The sequence below is a fragment of the Chitinophaga eiseniae genome, assembly GCF_900167135.1.
Lineage (GTDB): Bacteria > Bacteroidota > Bacteroidia > Chitinophagales > Chitinophagaceae > Chitinophaga > Chitinophaga eiseniae.
The window spans coordinates 96,908-116,392 of the sequence record NZ_FUWZ01000002.1 but is presented as its reverse complement, the minus strand read 5'-3'; the positions used below and the strand labels follow the sequence as shown (position 1 = coordinate 116,392).

The window sequence follows — 19,485 nt, the reverse complement described above, 5'->3', positions numbered from 1 at the left end:
GGGAAAATGGAAGAAGCGTAATTTAAAATATTGTTTGTATCCTAATATAAACTAATAATTTAACATCCGTAAATATCTACTGATTAATTTGTATTAACAAAAAATAACAAATAACAAGGAAATTTTACCTTATATTGATGAGTACATTAAAACCCATCATTATGATCTGGACTATTATTATCGGAGGCATCGCTGGCTGGCTGGCCGGTAAAATTATGCGTGGCGACGGATACGGGATTATCATAGATATTATTCTGGGCGTCGTTGGTGGCTGGCTGGGCGGCTGGATTTTCGGTAAACTGGGGCTGCATATAGGCAGTAGCCTGATCGGTTCACTGGTTGTGGCGCTGATCGGCTCCATTATATTGATTTGGCTGGTACGTCTAATAAAAAAATGATAATATCTGCCTGCGTGTATTGCAAAGGGCCGGGAAACTGATCTCCGGCCCTTTTGTATTTCCAGCCTTAACAAGTTTCATCAGTTCATCAGCTCCGCCAGTTTTTTCTCCAGTGTTCCGCCACGGACAGCCGCTTTGCGAAATCTACGCCTGCCCGGTGTTTTTAACAGCCGCTGCAAGCCCGTTAAAAAACGGGAGCGATACTATTATAGTCGATCCTGGGACCAGCGCGCTCCTGGCGCCACCAGGCATATGTCAAAGCGTGCCCGTATACCCGTCATGAAAATCCGGTTATGTGTCAGTGTGCTACTTTGATATAGCCCCACCCTTCTCTTTGTTTGGTGATAATTTCATAAATGGCGTCGGGTACTACCTGTACGCCGGGCAGCAGTTCGCTGGCGGTTTTGTTGTTTCGTTTCATCGTGGCGCCACATACTTTAAAGCTCACATTTTTGTGTTGGCTGAGTAGTTCGCTCACTGCCGGCGCCACGCCGGACTTGTCTTTCAACACCATATCGAGGGCGTCGCCGTATATGGCTACTTCCAGTTGCGCATCAGGAGCGCCTTTCAGGATACCGTTCAGTTGCCGTAAAAGGGTTTGTTGTGCTTCAGGTGTTTTACTGGTGATGTCGAAGATAACCTTGTAGTTGGCCTGTGCGAGGCAAACAATGCTGCCCAGCAGAAAGGTGAACATGATCAACAACTTTTTCATAGCGGATCGTTTTAGGTGAAACGGATATTATTTTTTGTGCTGCCGTGCAATGGGGCCGAAGGGGCCGTATTTATGCTGTATAGCGGGAAAGGTATCGCTGAAAGGCCCAAAGGGATGGTCCGGCGGTTTGGTGCGGATATCGGGCCAGTCGGCCGGAAAAGCTTTTGCTGGCCGTGGTTGCGAATTCACGAAAGCGGCCACATTCCAGGCGTCTTCATCGCTGAGCAGCGGATGCTGGTAATCGGTGCCCAGGGGCATATTGTATTTTACATATCCTGCAAACCTTGACAGCCGGTATAAACCGGCGCCGGTGTTGTAGCTGTCCGGCCCCCATAGCGGCGGGTAACGGTATTCCGTTGCCCCGGCGGGGCGCTCGCCGCGGCCATCGGCGCCGTGGCACCGCTGACACTGTTGCAGGAAAACGGTTTTCCCTTTCACAGTATCAGCAGCTACCGGCAGATAGGGCAGTTCACGGATACCACTACCAGGTGATTTATAATTTTTAGGAAGATCCTTTCCCAGCCATTGTATATAGGCGATGATGGCCTGCAACTCCGGACTGTTGCTATCGAGGGCGGCGCCATTGAGACTTCTCACAAAACAATCGTTCACTTTTTTACCGATGGATTCCACGGTGCCGCTTCTGGCCCTGAACTTAGGATAGGTGGAGGCGGTGCTGCCGTAGTTATTGCCCCACGGTTTGGTGCCGGCATCCAGGTGGCAGTTCTGGCAGTTCATGCCATTGCTGATCTGCGCCACACTGCCTTGTGGGCCGAGGTATTGGGCGGTATGTGCTATCAGCGACCGTCCATAACGTATCCTGTCGCCTTCGGCGGTATGGGGTATCATGGCGGTATCAGGCGCCTGCCATAATTTTTCCGGTAAGGGGCCTGCGCGGCGACAGCTATACAGGGCGGCGAGCAGCCCCATTAAAAAAGTGACATAACGTTGTTTGTTGGTCATCCTGTAAAACAATAGCCACAGTTCTTTTCCTGTGCCCGCCCCAGCGCCCACATGCCGGACGGCACCACGTCGATGCCGGGTAAAACGCCTGCCAGCCATTCGTTCTTAACAGCCGTTGCGTCCAGCGACATTTCCTTTGCCACAATAGCACTGTACACCGTGATGGCCATGTTGCACACGGCGAACAACACGCCGCTGGCCTGTAACTGATTAATGCCTATCTCCACTGCGCCAATGCCAGGAACAACGAAGTCCCCCGGCTGCGGCTGCCAGAAAGGATTACGGATGGCCGGTGCTTTTGTTTTGGGATCATTCACCTTGAACAGCTGTCCGAACTTGTATTTTTCCCACAGCTCATCTTTCATCGCATAGGGGATGCCGTCATGCCGTAACACCACTACGGCGCAGCAGTCTTTCTCCGGCACACCGGTAGCCTGGTTGGTCAGCAGGAACACTTTTGCCCATGCAAAGGGAAACATCTCATGCGGACGGGTAACATCCAGTACGATGCGGTGTTTCCCTTTGATTTTGTTAACCCATGCATCAGGGGTATCGGTGCTCATCTGTTTGCTTTCCTGTGCCAGGGTGGCGAAAGAGGGGATACTCAGCAGCGTGGCGCCTGTCAGCATTTTCCCGAGGAAGTCGCGGCGGTTGGTACCCCCGTTTGGTGTATGAGACATAGCTTAAAAATTTGAGGTTATAGTATAGTTATCACCTGACACGGTCAAAATACCTGAAGAGAAGTAATATAAATGTAAAGAAACCGGAAAAGTGTTTATCAGATAAAAGTGACAAAATCTGCCGCGGTTTGTGGAGATAAATCGGGGAACTGATGTGGTAAGCGATGGGTGAAATACCGGAATTCATTGATAAAATGTGTCTGGTCGCAATAGCCGGCTTTATGTGCAAGCAACTTCCATTGCGGGTACCGCATCCGTGCGATGTAATCGATGGTTTTTCTGAAACGTACCAGCCGGCAGAACATTTTAAGGTGCAGTCCTGTCTGGTCCAGGAAAGCCCTTTCCAGCGTGCGTTTGGTGAGGAATACCTGCGCTTCCAGTTGCCTGATGGTAATGTTGCCGTTGGCCGCAAGTATAAGCTGTATGGCATCTCCGAGATGACAGCCGTTTTTAGGCGTGTCTGTCAACTGCGCCAGCAGCCAGGACTCCAGCAATGTTACCTGTTGTTCCGGAGAACGACACGCGCTGATCGCTGCAATGACGGATGCCGTACCAGCGCCAAATATGGCAGCGAGGTCTGTACTACGGTCACAAAACGATTGCGCAGGCAGATGGAACAACCTGGACCAGCTACCTGGCTTAAAATGTGCGGCCAATAGCTGCATGTTGCCGCTGACGCGCCATTCGCTGACCTGGCTGCGGGGGCCCGAAAGAGTGGCAGCGGGTAAATATTCCTGTCTGATAACATCGTACAAAGTACGCTCAGGGCCGGGATTGAACCACATGCTCTGCATAAAATGCGGGAGGACCGTCAGGTACCGGACCTCTTCTGCGGGGAAATCACACGTGATCATCTGCCATGACAGCAGATCATCCTGCAACCGCTGATGAGGCCGGAACGTTTGCACCTTGAACATAGGCAAAGGTTTCTTTGGGGCACAATGAGATCTGGTGCAAAGATCCGTTTTTTCACGCAAAGTGCGCGAAGAAAGCAAAGATTTGTCCGGCTATATTAAGATGCATCGTATTCCGGCTGCCAGGACTGGCTGGTACCCGTTTCAATGGCTTTGTTCGCCATATGTACCGCTATGGCGGCTATTTTGCCTGTTTCCGCACTGGAAGCAGGAGGGATGTTTTTACGGATGCTTTCTGCAAAAGCCAGCAGCGCAGAAGTGGTCGGCTCCGGTACCCGTTGGCCGGCAATGCCGAATGTCAGGGGAACACCTTCTCCGGTCTGATCGGTTTTAGTGGCGCCGGTAACACCGTCTACCACCGCCAGTTCCTTTTTTCCTCCTTCACTGTAAACAAATGCTTTGTCCCGCTGTATCTCAATAGTACCACGGTCACCCAGCACCCGGATAGCATACCCTTTGTAGGCATTGCTGAGTATAGAGGATACGCTGGCTTTCACGCCGCCGGGATATTCAAAAATTGTCCGCACATTATCCCAGGTCTCCCTGCCGTCTTTCCAGTAGTCGATGCCGCCCATGCCCACTACGCGTAATGGATGCGCGTCCTGAAGATAATTTACCATGTCGATCTGATGACCGCACAGTTCTGCTATCAGGCCGCCGGAGTATTCGCGGTACATGCGCCAGTTGACCAGTCGCTCCAGGGACGGGTCGGGTACAGGGTTTCGCCAGTCGGAATTGCGATGGTACTGGCATTCAAAATGGGTAATTTTCCCCAGCCAGTTTTGCCCGATGACTTCCTTCACCCGGTGGTACAGCTCATAATAACGGTATTGATGCCCTACCTGCAACACCAGCCCGCTTTTGCGGACCTGAGCCGCCAGCTGTATCGCCTGCGGAATATCATAAGTCATGGTTTTTTCGAGATATACATGTTTGCCGGCATCCAGCGCATCTTTAGCCATAGGGTAATGCATCGAAAGCGGTGTAGCGATGATAACGGCTTCCACTTTTTTATCATTCAGCAACTGCCGGTAATCGGTATAGGCTTTCGCTCCTTTGGCTGCCAGCGACATGCCCCGCTGCAAATGCGCCGGTATCACATCACAGCAGGCGGTCAGCTCTATACCGGCTATTTTCTGCAGTAGTTTAGCGATACCGCTGCCCCGGTTGCCGGTGCCAATAATGCCGATTTTCAGCGGTGCGGCCGCTGTCTGTCCCAGTACGGGCAGGGTGCTGGTAAACATGGCGCCTGACAGCGCCACAGCGCTGGTATACAAAAATTTTCTGCGGGAAAAATAGTGGTCTTGCATAACCAACAAAATAATCAATTAAATACGCTGTAAAGCATAAAAGAGCGAGAACGTTCTCGCTCTTTTATCCCGCAGGCACTGGCATGGCTCTCCGACGTTGATTATATTTAAGGTGAAAACAAACCCAACATGCGACTAACCAAAATCACCAGGATAATGCTGGCAGGCATGGGCCTGTTACTTTGCAGTTTCCTGCCACAGCAAAAGAAAGTACGTATCTTCTCCATCGGTGACTCTACCATGTGTGATTATGATGAAAAATACCTTACGGGTTTCGGCGGCGACAGTCTCTATCCTATCCGCGGCTGGATGCAGATGGCACGCCCGCTTTTCCCTTCTTATGTAGAAGTGCATAACGCTGCCCGCAGCGGCAGAAGTTCCAAAAGTTTCCGTACGGAAGGGCACTGGCAAAAAGTGATCGACAGCGTTCAGCAAGGCGATTATGTTTTTATTATGTTCGGCCCGAATGACCAGAAGCCGGATACGGCCAGGCATACCGATCCGCATACTACTTTCCGCCAGAACCTGATGAACTATGTCAACGAAGTGAAAGCTAAAAAGGCCCGCCCGGTGCTGTTTACCTGCCTTGTGCGCCGTAAGTTCGACAACAACGGCAAAATAGAAAACACGCACGGGAACTATGTTTCCGTGGTACGGGAACTGGCGGCTGACATGAAGGTGCCGCTGGTAGACCTGAATAAAAAATCCGCGGAACTGCTGGAGGAATACGGACCGGAAGCATCTGTAAAATTATTTGTGCACATTCAGCCGGGAATCTTCCCCAAACTGCCTAAAGGTAAAAAAGACGATACCCATCTGAGTGAGCTGGGCGCTACTAAAGTAGCGGAAACAGCACTGAGAGAGTTGAAGAATTTAGGGATTTTTTGATTTACGATTTTTTGATTTTGGGTAAAAATGAAGAAGACCAAAGCGATAGAAATTAAATCGCTTTGGTCTTCTTCTTTATGATTTGCGAAATCAAAAAATCGTAAATCAAAAAATCCCTAAATGATCAATATCCATAATCCTGTGTTAGTTTATGGTTCGCTTCCAGCGATGTTTGTGGTATCGGTAGTAACTCACTGCGATTGGGCGTGAACAGCTGTGCCACGTTGGTGATCCAGCTGGCGGTGATGGAGCTGACCCAGTTAGCTTTGGCGTAGCCTGCCGGCGGCGTGCCAGGTGTTGGCTGGTAAAGCGAATTTCCCCATATCACCGTCGGAGAGCCGGTTTTATAATACATCGCCTGCGGCAGGTTATTGTAGGGAGGTTCCCGCTTCATCATCTTTGTATAGTTGGCCCTTGTTTCCTGGATCTTCTGATGGAGCAGGTTCCACCGGATCAGATCATACTTGCGGATTCCTTCTCCCCCAAATTCAAAAGAGCGTTCGCTGACCAGCGCAGAGAAGAAAGTTGCTTTGGTAGCAGGCGTGAGGCCGATTTTTGTTTCATTGCCTTTGAACCCTCTTTTTCTCACTTCTTCATAAGCGGCGATGGCAGCGGCTGTAGGACCGTTGTTTAGCTCATTTTCCGCTTCCGCGAACATCAGCAACACATCCGAAAAACGTAACACCGGCCAGTTGATGCCCAGCTGCTGCGTGGTGGTGGTCGGCGCCGGCGTGATCCAGTCAGCGCGGAATTTTCCGCTGACCATATTCACCATCGTCTGAACGGTCTTGGTCTTGTCGGCATTGTTGTAGTAGGGCGCAGTGGTGACATCGCGGCGGGTATCCAGCGAATCGAAGGAATAGAAGTAGGTAGGAATGACGCGGATGGAGCTGTTGCCCAGCTGACCGGCATTACCGGCCACATAAAAACGCGGGCCGTCATAATAACCAAGGTTGCCCGTTAGTCCGGTAGCCATGGCTATTTCGAAGATGACTTCACCATAAGGGTCCTGCTTGTAAGCATCCAGCCCGTCTTTGAATACAGCCTGAAATGAAGGATTCAGCGTATGTTTATCGCGGCGTTGTATGATGTCAGCGCATTCTTCGCGCGCTATTTTATAATACTCCGGGTAATCTGCCGCACGCTCCATCTGCCGTGAAGCACGTCGCAGGGAATACCCGCCTCTGAACAATGCAATTCTTGCGCGTAACCCTTTTACCGCGCCTTTGGTGATCCTTTCATCTGCTGCTACGCCCGGCTCGTTGCGCCAGGGTACCAGTTCAGCGGCGAGCTTCAGGTCGTTGAGGATACGGCCGTATATACTGTCACGGTCGGTCTTGGGGAGAAACAGGTCAGGCTGATCAATAGAGGGTTCATATTGTGCGGGCACGTCTCCCCAGTTCCTGATCAGTTCAAAATAATACTGCGCTCTCAGGGTGAGTGCTTCGCCATGCAAGCGGCGCAACTGCTGCTGCTCGGTGGCGCTGCCTTTGCTGTATAGCTCCATGGCCGGGATATTTTTAATGCAGGTGTTGGCGCGTTCTATTCCTACGTAGAGCTGCTGAAAAGGCCCGGGCAACTGTGCGTTGGTAGCCTGCAGGTTGTAACGGGACAGGTCGCGGGAGCTGTTGTCCGGCGCAGAAGTGTTGGTAACGCCAATCATTTCGTCGTTGTCGTACGGGTACATGAGGCTCAACCGGCTACCGTAGGCCTGCTGGTGGGTAAGCGGCTCATAAGCGCCGACGACGGCGCTGGTGGCATTGGGCACATCGCTGAAAATATATCGTTCGTCGAAGGCGGACGATGGCTCTTTGTCGAGGAATTTCTTGCAGGAAACGGCCATCGTCAGCATCACGATACATCCTGTGTAGAAAACTATCTTCATCATTTTCATAATGTCAGGTTTAAACCAAAAAAGAAAGAGCGGCTGCGCGGATAGGCGGCATAGTCTACCCCTGGCGTAATGGGCGTGGAGCGGCGGGAGTTCACTTCCGGGTCATAGCCACTGTAGCCGGTCAGCACGGCGAGGTTGTTGCCGGTGGCGTAAATGCGCAGGCTGCTGATTTTTGCTCTGCTCAACCATTTGGACGGAAACGTATAGCCGATGGTGATGTTGTTGATCCGGAGGAAGGAGCCGTCTTCTACTGCCCAGGAGGTGGGATAGAAGGCGCCGGCGCCGGAAATCGGCATCCAGATCCTGGCGTCGCCATTGACGGCTGCCAGTTCTTCGGGTGAAGCGCCGGTCACCACCTGTTTGCCGCCCACAGTGATCACCTGTTGAATCACTTTTCCGCTGTTGTCGATAGTCCGCCAACGGTCTTCCATTATGCCCAGCATATTGGTATGACGGGAATAGCTGTTCGTAAATTCCACCTTATTGGCATTAAGGATCTTGTTGCCCACCACGAAATTCAGGAACACGCTCAGATCGAAATTTTTGTAAACGAACTGTTGATGGAGGCCACCGTTAAATTTGGGATTGGCGTCGCCGATGATGGTCTTGTCACTTTCATCGATGATGCCGTCGCCATTGAGATCTTTCAGTTTCATCCAGCCGGGCTGTGCTACGCCGATGGCGGTGGATACGTCTGTTACGCCGGGCTTCAGGGTGTATACTTTCGTGGTGGCGTCATAGTTAAAATCATCCAGGGTATAAAAGCCGTCGTTCACAAAACCATACATGGAGCCAACGGGTTCGCCGGTCCTGACGATGAAGTCCGCCGGTTGTCCGGAGATGCCCCAGCCCGAGTTTCTATAGAACTGTGTGAGGTAGCCGGAAAGCGATTCTACTTTATTGCGGTTAAACGCGATGTTGAAATTGGAGGTCCAGCTGAAATCGTTTTTCTGGATGATGGTCGCGGTCAGCTGCAGTTCTATCCCTTTGTTGGAGGTCATGCCTACGTTCTGTAATTGTTCGAGGTAGCCCGAACTGGTAGGGATGCGGATGGGAATGAGCAGGTCTTTTACTTTGTTGTAATACAGGTCGGCGGTAAACTGCAGCCTGTCTTTAAAGAAGGCGGCGTCTATGCCGATGTTCCGCGATACGGTGGTTTCCCATTTCAGGTTTTTGTTGGCCAGGCTGTTGGCAGCGTAACCGGGCGTGATCTGCTCATTCAGGGCATACTGTGCGTTGGCGGCGTAGGTGTTCAGGTAAAGGTAATCACCGATACGGTTGTTGCCTGCGAGTCCATAGCTCAGGCGCAGCTTCAGGTCAGAAATAAAATGCGCGTCCTGCATAAACGCTTCCTGCGAGATACGCCAGGAGAGGGCTGCGGAGGGGAAGTATCCCCAGCGTTTGTCCGGGGCGAACTTGGAAGATCCGTCGGCACGGAGGCTGGCGCTGAATAAGTATTTATCCTGGTAGTCGTAGTTTACTTTTCCAAAGAAAGACAGCATGCTGCTTTCGAGCACTGTTGTTTTAGGGAAGAGCGGCACCGTTGTCCCGAGGTTGAACTGTGCAAAAGCTTTTTCCGGTGTAATGCTCACGGGGAAGTAGCGCAGCTCGTTGTCCAGCATACCGGATGTGGTGGTATAGGTTTCTTCGCCCAGCAGCACGTTTACATGGTGACCGCTTTTCGCTCTGTTCGTGTAGGTGAGCACGTTAGAATTGTTCAGCGAACTGCGGTTGGTGAGGATGTTGCTGATCAGCGGCAGATTGGCGCCGTTGAGTCTTGAATTGGAGGTGATAGGGCCGTCGAAAGCGTTCCGTTCCTGGTTGTTGCGGTCATAGCCGATGGTAGAGCGGAAAGAGAAATATTTATTGAATGTATAATTCAGGTAGCCGCCGATGTTGAAGATGCGGGTGTATTTTCTCCGGTATTGTGCGTTACTGAGCAGGACGGGGTTGATGATACCCAGGCCGTTGCCGGCGTTAGTGTCATTGTAGTAATCCACGTCGTCTTCCAGTTCGGCGTTAGTGTTATCCAGTTCAAAGGGGCGGTATTTGATGGCATGGCGCAACCCGTTGTAGGCCGAGGCGCCTTCGTTGGACGAGCCGGCGCCGCTGATGGTTTCATCGCTGTACCTTACGTTGAGACCTATACGTAGTTTATCGTTGGCCCTGTGGTCCAGTTTGAAGTTGATAAGATTACGTTTCAGTCCTGCATTGAGCATGATGCCGTCTTCCTGGTTGTTGGTGTAGGAGAGGTTGAAGCGGGTGGTTTTGCTGCCGCCGGCGATGCTGACGTTATGTGTCTGCATCAGCGCTTTGCGGCCGAAGACGTTGTCCTGCCAGTCGATGGTGGGTACGGACTTATATTTCTCCAGGTCTTCCCCGTAAATATTGGCGAAGGAAAGGCTGTCTGCCGACAGGCCGCGGCTTCGTTCGTATTGATACCGTACAAATTCGTAAGGTGAGAGTACTTTCAGTTCTTTAGGCAGGCTGCGTACGCCTACGGTACCGTTGTAGCTGACAATTGTTTTGCCTTCCTTTCCGTTTTTGGTAGTGATGATCACAACGCCGTTGGCGCCACGGGCGCCGTAGATGGCCGTAGCGGAGGCATCTTTGAGCACGTCCACGGATTCGATGTCCTGTGGTGCGATGCCGGCGAAGCCGTCTTCCACCTGTACCCCGTCGATGATGTAGAGAGGAGCGTTGTCTTGCGTGACTGATCCGCCGCCCCGTACTTTGATGGTGAAATCCGATCCGGGCTTACCTTCCGAAGAGGTGATCTGTACGCCCGCCAGGCGGCCGGTGAGGGCTTCTGCGGCGGAGTTGACGGGGATGTCTTTCAGCTGTTTGGCGTTGACGGAAGATACGGCGCCTGTCAGGTCTTTCCTTCTTACGGTGGCGTAACCTACCACTACAACGTCGCTGATATTTTTTGTTTCCATGGCCATGGCCACATCGATGACTGCACGACCTCTGATAGTTTCTTCCCTGGTCACGTGGCCGGTGTAGGAAAATACCAGTTTGTCTGCTTTGGCAGGCAGCTTCAGTTTGTAGCGGCCGTTTTCATCCGTGATGGTGGCGGTTTGAGTGTCTTTCACCCTTACGGTGACGCCGATGAGTGGTTTGTGATCTTCTGCCGAGGTAACCGTTCCTGTCAGTGTGCCTGCCTGCGACTGTGCTGTGGCGGCGGGCGCCAGCCACAGCAACATACAGACGAGCATGCCGGTTAGTTGTTTGATAAAATCCTTTTTATACATCATGACAATCATTTAAAAATTATGAACACTTTTCCGCTGCTGATTCCTCCGTTGTCCATCACCAGCACATAAGTGCCGTTATTCAGTTCTCCTGTGCCGATCCTTGTTTCTGTGGTGCCGTTGGCAGCGATCCAGGTTTTTACTCTTTGTCCGTCGACGGTGTAAAGGGTGATGGCTCCTCTGCCTTTCACAGCGGGGTGATTTACCACCAGCCTGTCGGAGACGGGGTTGGGGTAGATCGTGAGACCGTTGTTTTTAGAGATGCCGGCAGATGACAGTGCCTGCATCAGCGTTTTGCCGGCCTGCTGGCGCATCATCAGGGCATTGCCGATGGTGATGGTCTGGCTGTACAGGGTGCTACCGGTGCCGTCTATACGGGTGCTGCCGATTTTATAGTAGCAGGTTTGCGCTGGTGCTGCCGGATCGTCCAGCAGATAATGTGTCTGGTTGATATTGGCAGTGATAGTGGTGATTTTGGTGAAGTTGACATTGTCGGTGGACCGGTAGATGCCGAAGGCAAATACGTCTTTGGCCCAGTCGATGTCGAAGCTGATGCGTACGGTGTCTCCGCCGGTGCGGATACCGGAGGCCTGTGTGAAGGTCACCTGCTGGTCGGGCGAAGGGATGGCGTTGAGGTATTTTTCCAGCATGGTAAAGCCGTCACTGTCGAGGCTATTGGCGGTGATACCGGTGGAGTCGCCGCCTTTCATTTTCTCCCACCAGTTGGGCAGTCCGTCGTTATCCGTATCATCAGGATAGGTGGTGGACTGGAGAGTGGGCCATCCGCCTACGGTGTTCTGGCTGTCGATGATACCGGAGGGAATACCCATGCCGCCGGACTGGTAGCTGCTGTCGCCGAAGGTGGCGGTGCCGGTGCGTGTTTCGCGGATGATGCGCCGGTCTACCGTGTCCCTGCGGGGGAGGATGGCGCCCACGGCAGCTGTCACGGAGGTGAATGCATCCTGCGCTGTCTGGGTAGTTACCGGTGCATAGGGGAAAGGCGTGTTTACGCGGGCGGTGGCCAGCGCTGCTTCCGCGCCGGGCTGCCCGTCAGGATGTACGCCATAGGTCCAGTTGTTGGACGACGTGTCGGTGGTTTCTTCCACGCAGGGATAGCCGGGCACGTAATTGCCTTTGACATAAAACTTGCCGCCGGGGATGGTGTCGCCGGCGAGGGATACGCTGAAGGTGGTATACATCAGGATACGGTGGCGGCGGTTGGCGGTAGCGCAGCTGGCGCTGCCGGTGGTAGCCGGGCCGGGTTTGTAGTAGTTGTTGACCATGTTATGATGCCCGCCGGCGCCGCCATAGGTCGATCCCGCCCAGTTGTAGATGACGTTGTTCCTGAAGTCAACATATTCCAGTTCCGGTTGCCCGGTATTGGCGCTGCCGGAGAAGCGGGGATTGCGGTTGCTGTGGCTGGCGAGGAGGTTGTGATGAAAGGACACCTGCTGGCCGCCCCAGATGCCGCCGTAGCCGTGCGGCGTCTCTTTCACGTGTTTGGACTTGTAGAGGCTTTCGCTCAGCATGCTCCATTGCAGCGTGAAATTGGAGATGGCATAAAAGGAACCGGCTTCGTCGGTGGACCAGCTGAGAGAGCAGTGGTCTACGATGATATTGGAGAACGGTTTAGTGACTGGTGATCCGAAGTTATTGTACATGGCATCCACAGCCTTGGCGGTGTCGTTCGGGTTGAGGATGATATCGCCGGGGCGGCTGCGGATATAGCGTATGATGACGTTGTTGGCCCGTATGCCCATGCCGTAGTTGGCAAGACAGATACCATCTCCCGGCGCTGTCTGCCCGGCGATGGTGATATTGTCCTGTGTGATCACAACGGCGCTGAGGAGGTTGATGGTACCGGAGACTTTAAACATCACGGTGCGGTTGGGCTGACTGACAGCGTCGCGGAGGCTGCCGGCGCCGGAATTATTGAGATTGGTGACATAATACACACTGCCGCCTCTGCCGCCTTTGGCGAACCTGCCTGCGCCTTCGGCGCCGGGAAAGGCGATCTGGCGGAAAGGATAGGTGGTGCCGCTGATCATCACATTTTTAGTGACGAGGTATTTGCCGCTGACAGCTGCGGTGGTCCATGGGTACACGCGCAGATAGAACGTTTTTCCCGTGGGCACATCTATGTTAAGGTTGCTGAAAGTATAGGCTACCGGCGTGGCGCCTGCCGTCAGTGCCTGGTTGGCGGTAAAATCCGTGAAGGAGGTACCGTCTGTGGACCACGCGATGCGTGCATGTGCATAGTCAGAGGAGTTAAAAGAGAGCGGAACGGTTACCTGTTGTATTGTGAGGCTGTTGCCGGTTACAGGTGCTACGGTGTATTGTATATACCGTCCGTTATCCGGGTTTGTGGCCGCAGGCCAGATGCTGTCCGGTGGCAGCAGCCGCTGGCCGCCGTTGCCGGAGATGTAGTTGTTCACTTTCAGGCCGGTGAGCGTTTGTGCGGTGGCGGTAACATCACCGGATACGGTGGGCGACGGGTCTGCCGTGAGCGCCCACATAACAGCCGGTACGATGTACGTGTAGCCGGTAACGTTTACATCGCTGATGGTGAGCGCACTGGTGGCGGCGGTGCTGCTCCACGGAGATATGCGGAGGTAGAGCATTTGCCCGGTAGCAGCGGTGATGTCGGGGGTACTCAGCGTATAGGTGTTGGCGGTAGCGCCGATGGTAAGTGTGGTGTCTAAATCCGTATAGTCAGTACCGTTGACAGACCAGGATACCCGCGCCTGCCCGCCAGTGGCGCCGAAGACGAGCGACACGGAGATGCCGGTAGCAGTAAAGGCGTTGCCGGTAGTGGGCGCGACGGCGAACTGTACATATCTGCCAGCGGCCGGAGCGCTCTCGGCGGGCCAGTTACCGGTGGCTGGGGATAGTTGCTGACCATTGCTGTAACCACCGATGGACAGGCCACTGAGCGTTTGGGAGGCCACGGTAATGTTACCGGTTGCCGTACCCTGCTGGTCGGCGGTAAGCGGCCACGCCGCCACCGGCGCCGTGGTAGTAATCCCCTTGATGACCACATTTTTGGTGATGAGGTACTTACCTGTCACCACGCCGGTGGTCCATGGCGAGATGCGAAAGAACAGTCTGCCGTTGTTGCGTACATTGATGTTCAGTCCGGAGAAAGTATAGGCGGTAGGTGTGGAGGCAGATACCAGCGCAAAGTCAGTCGTGACATCAGTGAAGTGTAGGCTGTCTGTAGACCACGACAGCTTTACCCTGCCGGCGCCGGAGCCGTTGAAGCTGAGAGACACTGCTATTTCTTTTACAGTGAGGGTGCTGCCGGTAGCGGGAGCCACAGTATACAACATATTGCGCGTATCATCGGCGCTTGTCTGCGCCGGCCAGGCGCCGCCGGTGGGGATGGTCCGTTCCCCGCCGGAGATATAATCGTAATGTACCAGCCCATTGAGCTGCTGTGCAGTGGCGGAGATGTTTCCTGTGGTTACCGCCTGTTGGTTGGCCGTAAGCGCCCACGTGGCAGTAGCGGAGCTTTGCGAATAGGCGTTGCCGTTAGTAACGATCGTGACAAACAGTGTTGCCGGCAATAAATGAAGTAGCCATTTTTTCATAAATATTCCCCCGGATATTTAGTTGTGTGAATATTTTCGGTATTTGCCGGAAAGCGTTGCCGGGCGGTCATGCGACCGCATCGGGCGTGCTTTGTTCCACATTAGATGGAAGACACTGTTGATATATGAAAGACGTGGTGAACAGGCTTCTTCTGTTTCTCTGCTTCCCTGATGCTATAGAATTATTCTGGTTGATACAGTTTCTCTAACAAATTACGTCCGAAACCGGTTACTTTGCAACCATTCGGGCATATAAATCTCCGAGAACGTTACCGGAAATAAGGGAGGGCCGGGGGGGAGGTTGGCGTATTTATGCGTTACTGAATGGCATCCAGATCTTTTTTAAGCAGGCGGTAATCCGGTTGTAGTCCTTGCTGCCGGCAATAATCCGTGAGCTGCTGTAATCTTTTTTGATTGTCGTACCGGAGGCTCCGGTAAAGTTTTTTCTGACAATCGGAGCAAAGACGGGCAGGCGCGCTGTCTGTTTCCCGCAGATTGTTGGTGCCATTCATGACGCAGCGGACATGGAGGCAGTGATGCAGGGAAAACATATGTCCGATTTCATGGGAGGCGATTTTATTCAGCCGCATTAGGCAGGGGATATAGGAGGCACTGTCCGGCGTACCGTTCTGGAACCGGTAGATAGATGTCACCCCCACCCGGTCTGCATAGGAAGCGAGCCCGAAAACATAATTCCAATCACTTTTAGGGAACAGGTCCCGCGCCGTAATAGCCATCAGCGCAAGGCCATCCGGCGGAATGTCGCCTTTCAGCAGGCTGTCGAGGATGTATGGCGCCAGCAGCTGTGTATGACCGTCTTCCTGCTGCCGGAAGGTGTTTGGCGGAAAGCCGGCATCAGCGCGGGCTGGCAGGAGTACTGTCTGTTGCTGGAAGAAAATGGCGGTGTATTCACGTGTGGCTTCAAGTATTTTTTCCTGTAAAGGCGTAAAATCGCCGACAGGTAACAGGTAAATGACCGAACGGGTGGCAGAGGGTTTTGCCGGACGGGCTGCCTTGTACGCTTCATAGGTCTGTTCTTTTTCGTGGTGTGTAAAACGCCAGTCTCCTTCCTGTGGTGGACCAAGGGCGATATCATTTCCTGCAACACCATCAAAGTAATGACACTGGGCCGCAATGACAGGATCGGCCTGCCGGCTTTTACAGGACAACAACAAAAGGGTCACAGTCATTAATCTCAATATAGTCCGGGGCTTCAGCCACGGGTGGGGGAACAGGATGTTAAAAACGGACATACCGGATGTTTTGTACAAGATGAAAAAACCGCGAAAATCCATAACACAAAATAGTGTTGCGGATAATTGGGTGGCTGATCGTTTTTCTTTATTTTACCGGATCTTTCTGCTGTCAACAAATGCCATCTTACATGAAAAGAAAAACCGGTTTACGCTGTAATAGCCTCCTCCCTTTTGTTTTATTTATCTTGTTACTGACCTGTTCTGCCCGTGTTGACGGCCAGGAAGCTCCCCGGGTCTTCACTTCCGATGTCGACAATTTCTGGGTAGCGTTCGACAGTGTGCAGACAGTGAAAGATACCAGCCAGCAGATTGCCTTTATGCAGTCTTTGTATATCGATAAGGGTACTGAAGGACTTAAACTGTTTATGAAACTCAGGCGGTTTGATGCGCCGAGGCTGGTGACGGCCATCAATAAATACCCGAAATTCTGGGCGTCTGTCCGGGAGAACACGTTGAAGGTAAAACCGAAGATACCGGCTATAGAAACCTATATCCGGGAGTTCAAAATACTATATCCCGATCTGCGTCCGGCAAAGCTCTTTTTCACCATTACGGCTATACGGGCCGCGGGCACGGTACATGATTCGCTGGCGTTAATAGGGACGGAAATAACCACCGGCAATAAAAATACCGACGTGTCTGAGTTCCCCGACAAACGGCTGGCGAACTTCTTCGGGACGCAAAGTACCGACAATATCATTCCTGTGGTGGTGCATGAATACGTGCATACCCAACAGCGGTCCGAGGCGAAGATATTACTCGGTCAGGCGTTACACGAAGGCGCCTGTGATTTTATTACAGAACTGATCCTGAAGGAACCCCTGATGAATTCTTATCTCCAGTATGGGCGGGCCAACGAAGGAGCGCTGAAGGAAGCCTTCAGAAAAGAGATGATGGGAGAAGATTTCTCGAACTGGTTGTACAACGGCGCCACCACGAAAACGATGGGCGATCTGGGTTACTTCATGGGATATGCCATTTGTAAGTCTTACTACCGCCGTGCTAAAAATAAAAGTCAGGCGATAAAAGATATCATCACGCTAAATTACGGGGACGAGGCAGCCTTGATGGCATTTCTGAAGAAATCACGATATTACGGCAGGATTTAAAGCCCGCCTGTGGCCGTTAATAGATACGATTGTTATTTCTATATATTGTGAATCGTGCTTATATTTACCGGTATTTCAGCGGGTTATCCACATCCATTTAAACAGCAGAACATAGATGTCATTAATAGAAAAAGTACTTAATACACCGGAGTTAATCAATCAGCCGCCTGTGTTGGTGGATATAGGTGCGTCGGGCGCTATCCATTTCAGGTGGAAGAAGATCGCGAAATATGCTGTCTGTATTGCCTTTGACCCGGATGACCGGAAGTATGGTTACATCGTCCGTGAGAACGATAATTACCGGAAGCTGTATGTTTTCAACTGTGTGGTGGCGGATACCTCCAGCGACGGACAGCCGTTTTACCTCACGCAGTCTCCTTACTGCTCCAGCTTCCTGGTGCCCCGCATGGACGATCTGAAGCCGTATGCTTTTGCGGACAAGTTTGCCGTGGAGAGGGAAACGAAGCTGATGACACGCACCATCCCGGAGGTATTGCAGGAATTGAATATCGGGTATATCGACTGGTTCAAAACGGATTCACAGGGACTGGACCTGCGTATCTTCCAGTCGCTCGATGAAAAGATGGCCCGTGCTATTAAAATAGCAGAGTTTGAGCCGGGCATTATGCATGCCTATCATGGTGAAGATAAGCTGCACGCTGTGCTGCGGCATATGGACAACCTGCCTTTTTTCCTCAGTGAAATCACCGTAAAAGGGCCGAACCGCATTTCACAGGAACAGCTCAAAAGCATCAGCTCCAGCCCCTTCCTGCAAAAGCTGCTGGCCGCTTCTCATAAGGAAACTGCCGGCTGGGGAGAAATGGTATACCTGAATAACTTCGATGCCCGGGACCATCAGTCCCAGCGCGACCTGCTCCTGGGCTGGGTCATTGCCACGCTCAATGAAGAGTATGGCCTCGCCTTGCAGATAGCCACCCAGGGTATGGAACAATATAAAACGCCTATTTTCGGGGAACTGCGCCGCGGCAGTGCAAAAAACATACGCCGCAGTTTATGGAAGCTTCGCTTCATGAGCCATGTGTGGAGAAAACTGTTTTAATGTTTGTTGTATATAGCAAAACGACGGCCTGCTCAAAGAGCGGGCCGTTGCCTTTTACGGCTGGCAGGAATTAAAAAAGCGAAAAGTTCACCATAAATCAGTAAATTATATTGTCGAGCTTTGTTACCATCAAAAGTGAATGATCCCCGTTAACGCTACTAATACTGTCTGTCATGGTCTTAAAAATCATTAATGCTATACTGATCCTCGTTGCCGTGTTCATGGGCTTAAAACAGGGATATGCCATGTTTTCCGGGAAGCCGGAGATGTTGGATATGTTTGGTAAGTGGGGCATCGGCAAAACGGGGGTGATGATCAATGGGATCGTCACCATCCTGGCGGCGGTGCTGATCCTGTTCCCGAAAACTTTTGTATGGGGCAACTTCCTGATGGCGTTGGGTATCCTGCTGATCATTTGTTTTCACCTGTTGGACAAAGACCTGAAAGGGGTGCTTATAGAGCTGCCTTTCCTGTTACTCAACCTGGTGATCATCTACCTGCAACATCCACTCAAAAATGGTTAACCATGTATAGGATTGTTATCATTATGGCACTTTGCGGGCCACTGATGGCCGGAGCGCAAAGTCATTCCCGGAAAATAGCAGCACAATCATCTCCCAAAAAACAAACGATGGACGTATCAAAAATAACCCACGAGAATGTGAGGAAAGCCATAGCGGCGTTACAGGCTGGCGACAAAAGCTGGTATTCTTTTTTTATCGATCATCCTGTGATGACAGATGACGGTAATACGGTTGATTTTACATCTTTTTTCGGAAAGGCGCTGGGCCATGAAAAATTTCTGTCCATCGACAAGGTGGAGAATGAGGGAAAAGCGGTGTATGGCAATTTCAAAGCCGGCAGTTGGGGTACTTTTAAAGTGTTCTTCAAATTCCATGAGGGCGCTGATGGAAAGTTTGACCGGCTGGATATAGGACAGGCAAAGTACTGACGTGAATAAAGGAGGCGCCCGGTAAATTGCCGGTGGATAGCGGCATCTTATGATTCTTAGAATGGTATAACTTATGTTTTTGTATCAGAATAATTATGATAAGGGATATCGATTAAAATCGTTTTCTTTGTATTGATATTTCGGGAAATATAGATATGATAGAGCTGTTTAAGATTTTATCCAATGAGCATCGCATCCAGATCCTTACCTGGCTGAAACATCCGCATGATCATTTTGCGGCGGAGGACATTGAGCCGGAGGTGAAGGATTATGGCGTGTGTATGAGTGTGATTCAGCGGAAAGCGGGGATCTCCCAGTCCACCGCATCGGCTTATCTCTCTTCTATGGTGAATTGCGGGCTGCTGAAGTCTGTCAGGGAAGGTCAGTGGACCTACTATAAGCGTAACGAAGAAAAGATCAGGGAGCTCGCTGAGTATATTAAAGGGACGCTTTAATATGATTTTTACGATATAATTTCGATTTAACGATCCAAATTAAAGCGCCC

At 51.8% G+C, this 19,485-nt stretch carries 16 protein-coding genes; 7 read left to right on the top strand and 9 right to left on the bottom strand.

Annotated features, from left to right (window positions below; genetic code table 11):
* Positions 1 to 161: 161 nt before the first annotated feature.
* Complete coding sequence (locus B5D63_RS10075) at positions 162 to 398, top strand: GlsB/YeaQ/YmgE family stress response membrane protein (protein ID WP_078668692.1); 237 nt, start codon at positions 162 to 164, stop codon at positions 396 to 398.
* Positions 399 to 696: 298 nt separating this feature from the next.
* Here the strand turns inward: B5D63_RS10075 and B5D63_RS10070 are convergent, their stop codons facing one another.
* The 5 genes from B5D63_RS10070 to B5D63_RS10050 form a co-directional block, all read right to left on the bottom strand.
* Positions 697 to 1,110 carry a DsrE family protein gene (locus tag B5D63_RS10070; RefSeq protein WP_078668691.1) on the bottom strand — a complete coding sequence of 138 codons (414 nt, stop codon included), beginning with the start codon at positions 1,108 to 1,110 and terminating at the stop codon, positions 697 to 699.
* A gap of 27 nt (positions 1,111 to 1,137) precedes the next feature.
* Positions 1,138 to 2,073, bottom strand: a complete 936-nt coding sequence (locus tag B5D63_RS10065; protein ID WP_078668690.1) for a c-type cytochrome — start codon at positions 2,071 to 2,073, stop codon at positions 1,138 to 1,140.
* On the bottom strand, positions 2,070 to 2,753 hold the full coding sequence (locus B5D63_RS10060) for a hypothetical protein (RefSeq protein WP_078668689.1): 684 nt from the start codon (positions 2,751 to 2,753) through the stop codon (positions 2,070 to 2,072). The genes B5D63_RS10065 and B5D63_RS10060 overlap by 4 nt, the downstream gene beginning before the upstream one ends.
* Before the next feature lie 98 nt (positions 2,754 to 2,851).
* Complete coding sequence (locus B5D63_RS10055) at positions 2,852 to 3,670, bottom strand: AraC family transcriptional regulator (protein WP_078668688.1); 819 nt, start codon at positions 3,668 to 3,670, stop codon at positions 2,852 to 2,854.
* 95 nt (positions 3,671 to 3,765) lie between these two features.
* Complete coding sequence (locus tag B5D63_RS10050) at positions 3,766 to 4,977, bottom strand: Gfo/Idh/MocA family protein (protein ID WP_078668687.1); 1,212 nt, start codon at positions 4,975 to 4,977, stop codon at positions 3,766 to 3,768.
* Between the two features lie 129 nt (positions 4,978 to 5,106).
* Between B5D63_RS10050 and B5D63_RS10045 the strand changes: the two genes are divergently transcribed.
* Positions 5,107 to 5,865, top strand: coding sequence for a rhamnogalacturonan acetylesterase (locus B5D63_RS10045; RefSeq protein ID WP_078668686.1), 759 nt, complete (start codon positions 5,107 to 5,109; stop codon positions 5,863 to 5,865).
* Positions 5,866 to 5,989: 124 nt separating this feature from the next.
* Here the strand turns inward: B5D63_RS10045 and B5D63_RS10040 are convergent, their stop codons facing one another.
* The 4 genes from B5D63_RS10040 to B5D63_RS10025 form a co-directional block, all read right to left on the bottom strand.
* Positions 5,990 to 7,753 carry a RagB/SusD family nutrient uptake outer membrane protein gene (locus tag B5D63_RS10040; protein WP_200816983.1) on the bottom strand — a complete coding sequence of 588 codons (1,764 nt, stop codon included), beginning with the start codon at positions 7,751 to 7,753 and terminating at the stop codon, positions 5,990 to 5,992.
* Positions 7,754 to 7,755: 2 nt separating this feature from the next.
* On the bottom strand, positions 7,756 to 11,016 hold the full coding sequence (locus B5D63_RS10035; RefSeq protein ID WP_200816982.1) for a SusC/RagA family TonB-linked outer membrane protein: 3,261 nt from the start codon (positions 11,014 to 11,016) through the stop codon (positions 7,756 to 7,758).
* A 5-nt stretch (positions 11,017 to 11,021) separates the two neighbouring features.
* Positions 11,022 to 14,603, bottom strand: coding sequence for a T9SS type A sorting domain-containing protein (locus tag B5D63_RS34625; RefSeq protein WP_200816981.1), 3,582 nt, complete (start codon positions 14,601 to 14,603; stop codon positions 11,022 to 11,024).
* 317 nt (positions 14,604 to 14,920) lie between these two features.
* The gene (locus B5D63_RS10025; protein ID WP_159455971.1) at positions 14,921 to 15,856 is read right to left on the bottom strand and encodes an archaemetzincin; all 936 of its coding nucleotides are present in this window, start codon (positions 15,854 to 15,856) and stop codon (positions 14,921 to 14,923) included.
* A gap of 131 nt (positions 15,857 to 15,987) precedes the next feature.
* Between B5D63_RS10025 and B5D63_RS10020 the strand changes: the two genes are divergently transcribed.
* From B5D63_RS10020 to B5D63_RS10000, 5 genes are all read left to right on the top strand, one after another.
* Positions 15,988 to 16,968: a DUF2268 domain-containing putative Zn-dependent protease gene (locus B5D63_RS10020; protein ID WP_078668683.1), complete on the top strand. Its 981-nt coding sequence runs from the start codon at positions 15,988 to 15,990 to the stop codon at positions 16,966 to 16,968.
* A 115-nt stretch (positions 16,969 to 17,083) separates the two neighbouring features.
* Positions 17,084 to 18,028 (top strand): class I SAM-dependent methyltransferase, encoded by a 945-nt coding sequence (locus B5D63_RS10015; protein WP_078668682.1) that lies wholly within the window; start codon positions 17,084 to 17,086, stop codon positions 18,026 to 18,028.
* A gap of 173 nt (positions 18,029 to 18,201) precedes the next feature.
* Positions 18,202 to 18,552 carry a DoxX family protein gene (locus B5D63_RS10010; protein WP_078668681.1) on the top strand — a complete coding sequence of 117 codons (351 nt, stop codon included), beginning with the start codon at positions 18,202 to 18,204 and terminating at the stop codon, positions 18,550 to 18,552.
* Between the two features lie 2 nt (positions 18,553 to 18,554).
* Entirely contained in the window at positions 18,555 to 18,980 is a 426-nt protein-coding gene (locus B5D63_RS10005) for a hypothetical protein (RefSeq protein WP_200816980.1), read from the top strand.
* 155 nt (positions 18,981 to 19,135) lie between these two features.
* Positions 19,136 to 19,435, top strand: coding sequence for an ArsR/SmtB family transcription factor (locus tag B5D63_RS10000; RefSeq protein ID WP_078668680.1), 300 nt, complete (start codon positions 19,136 to 19,138; stop codon positions 19,433 to 19,435).
* The last annotated feature ends 50 nt before the right edge of the window (positions 19,436 to 19,485 follow it).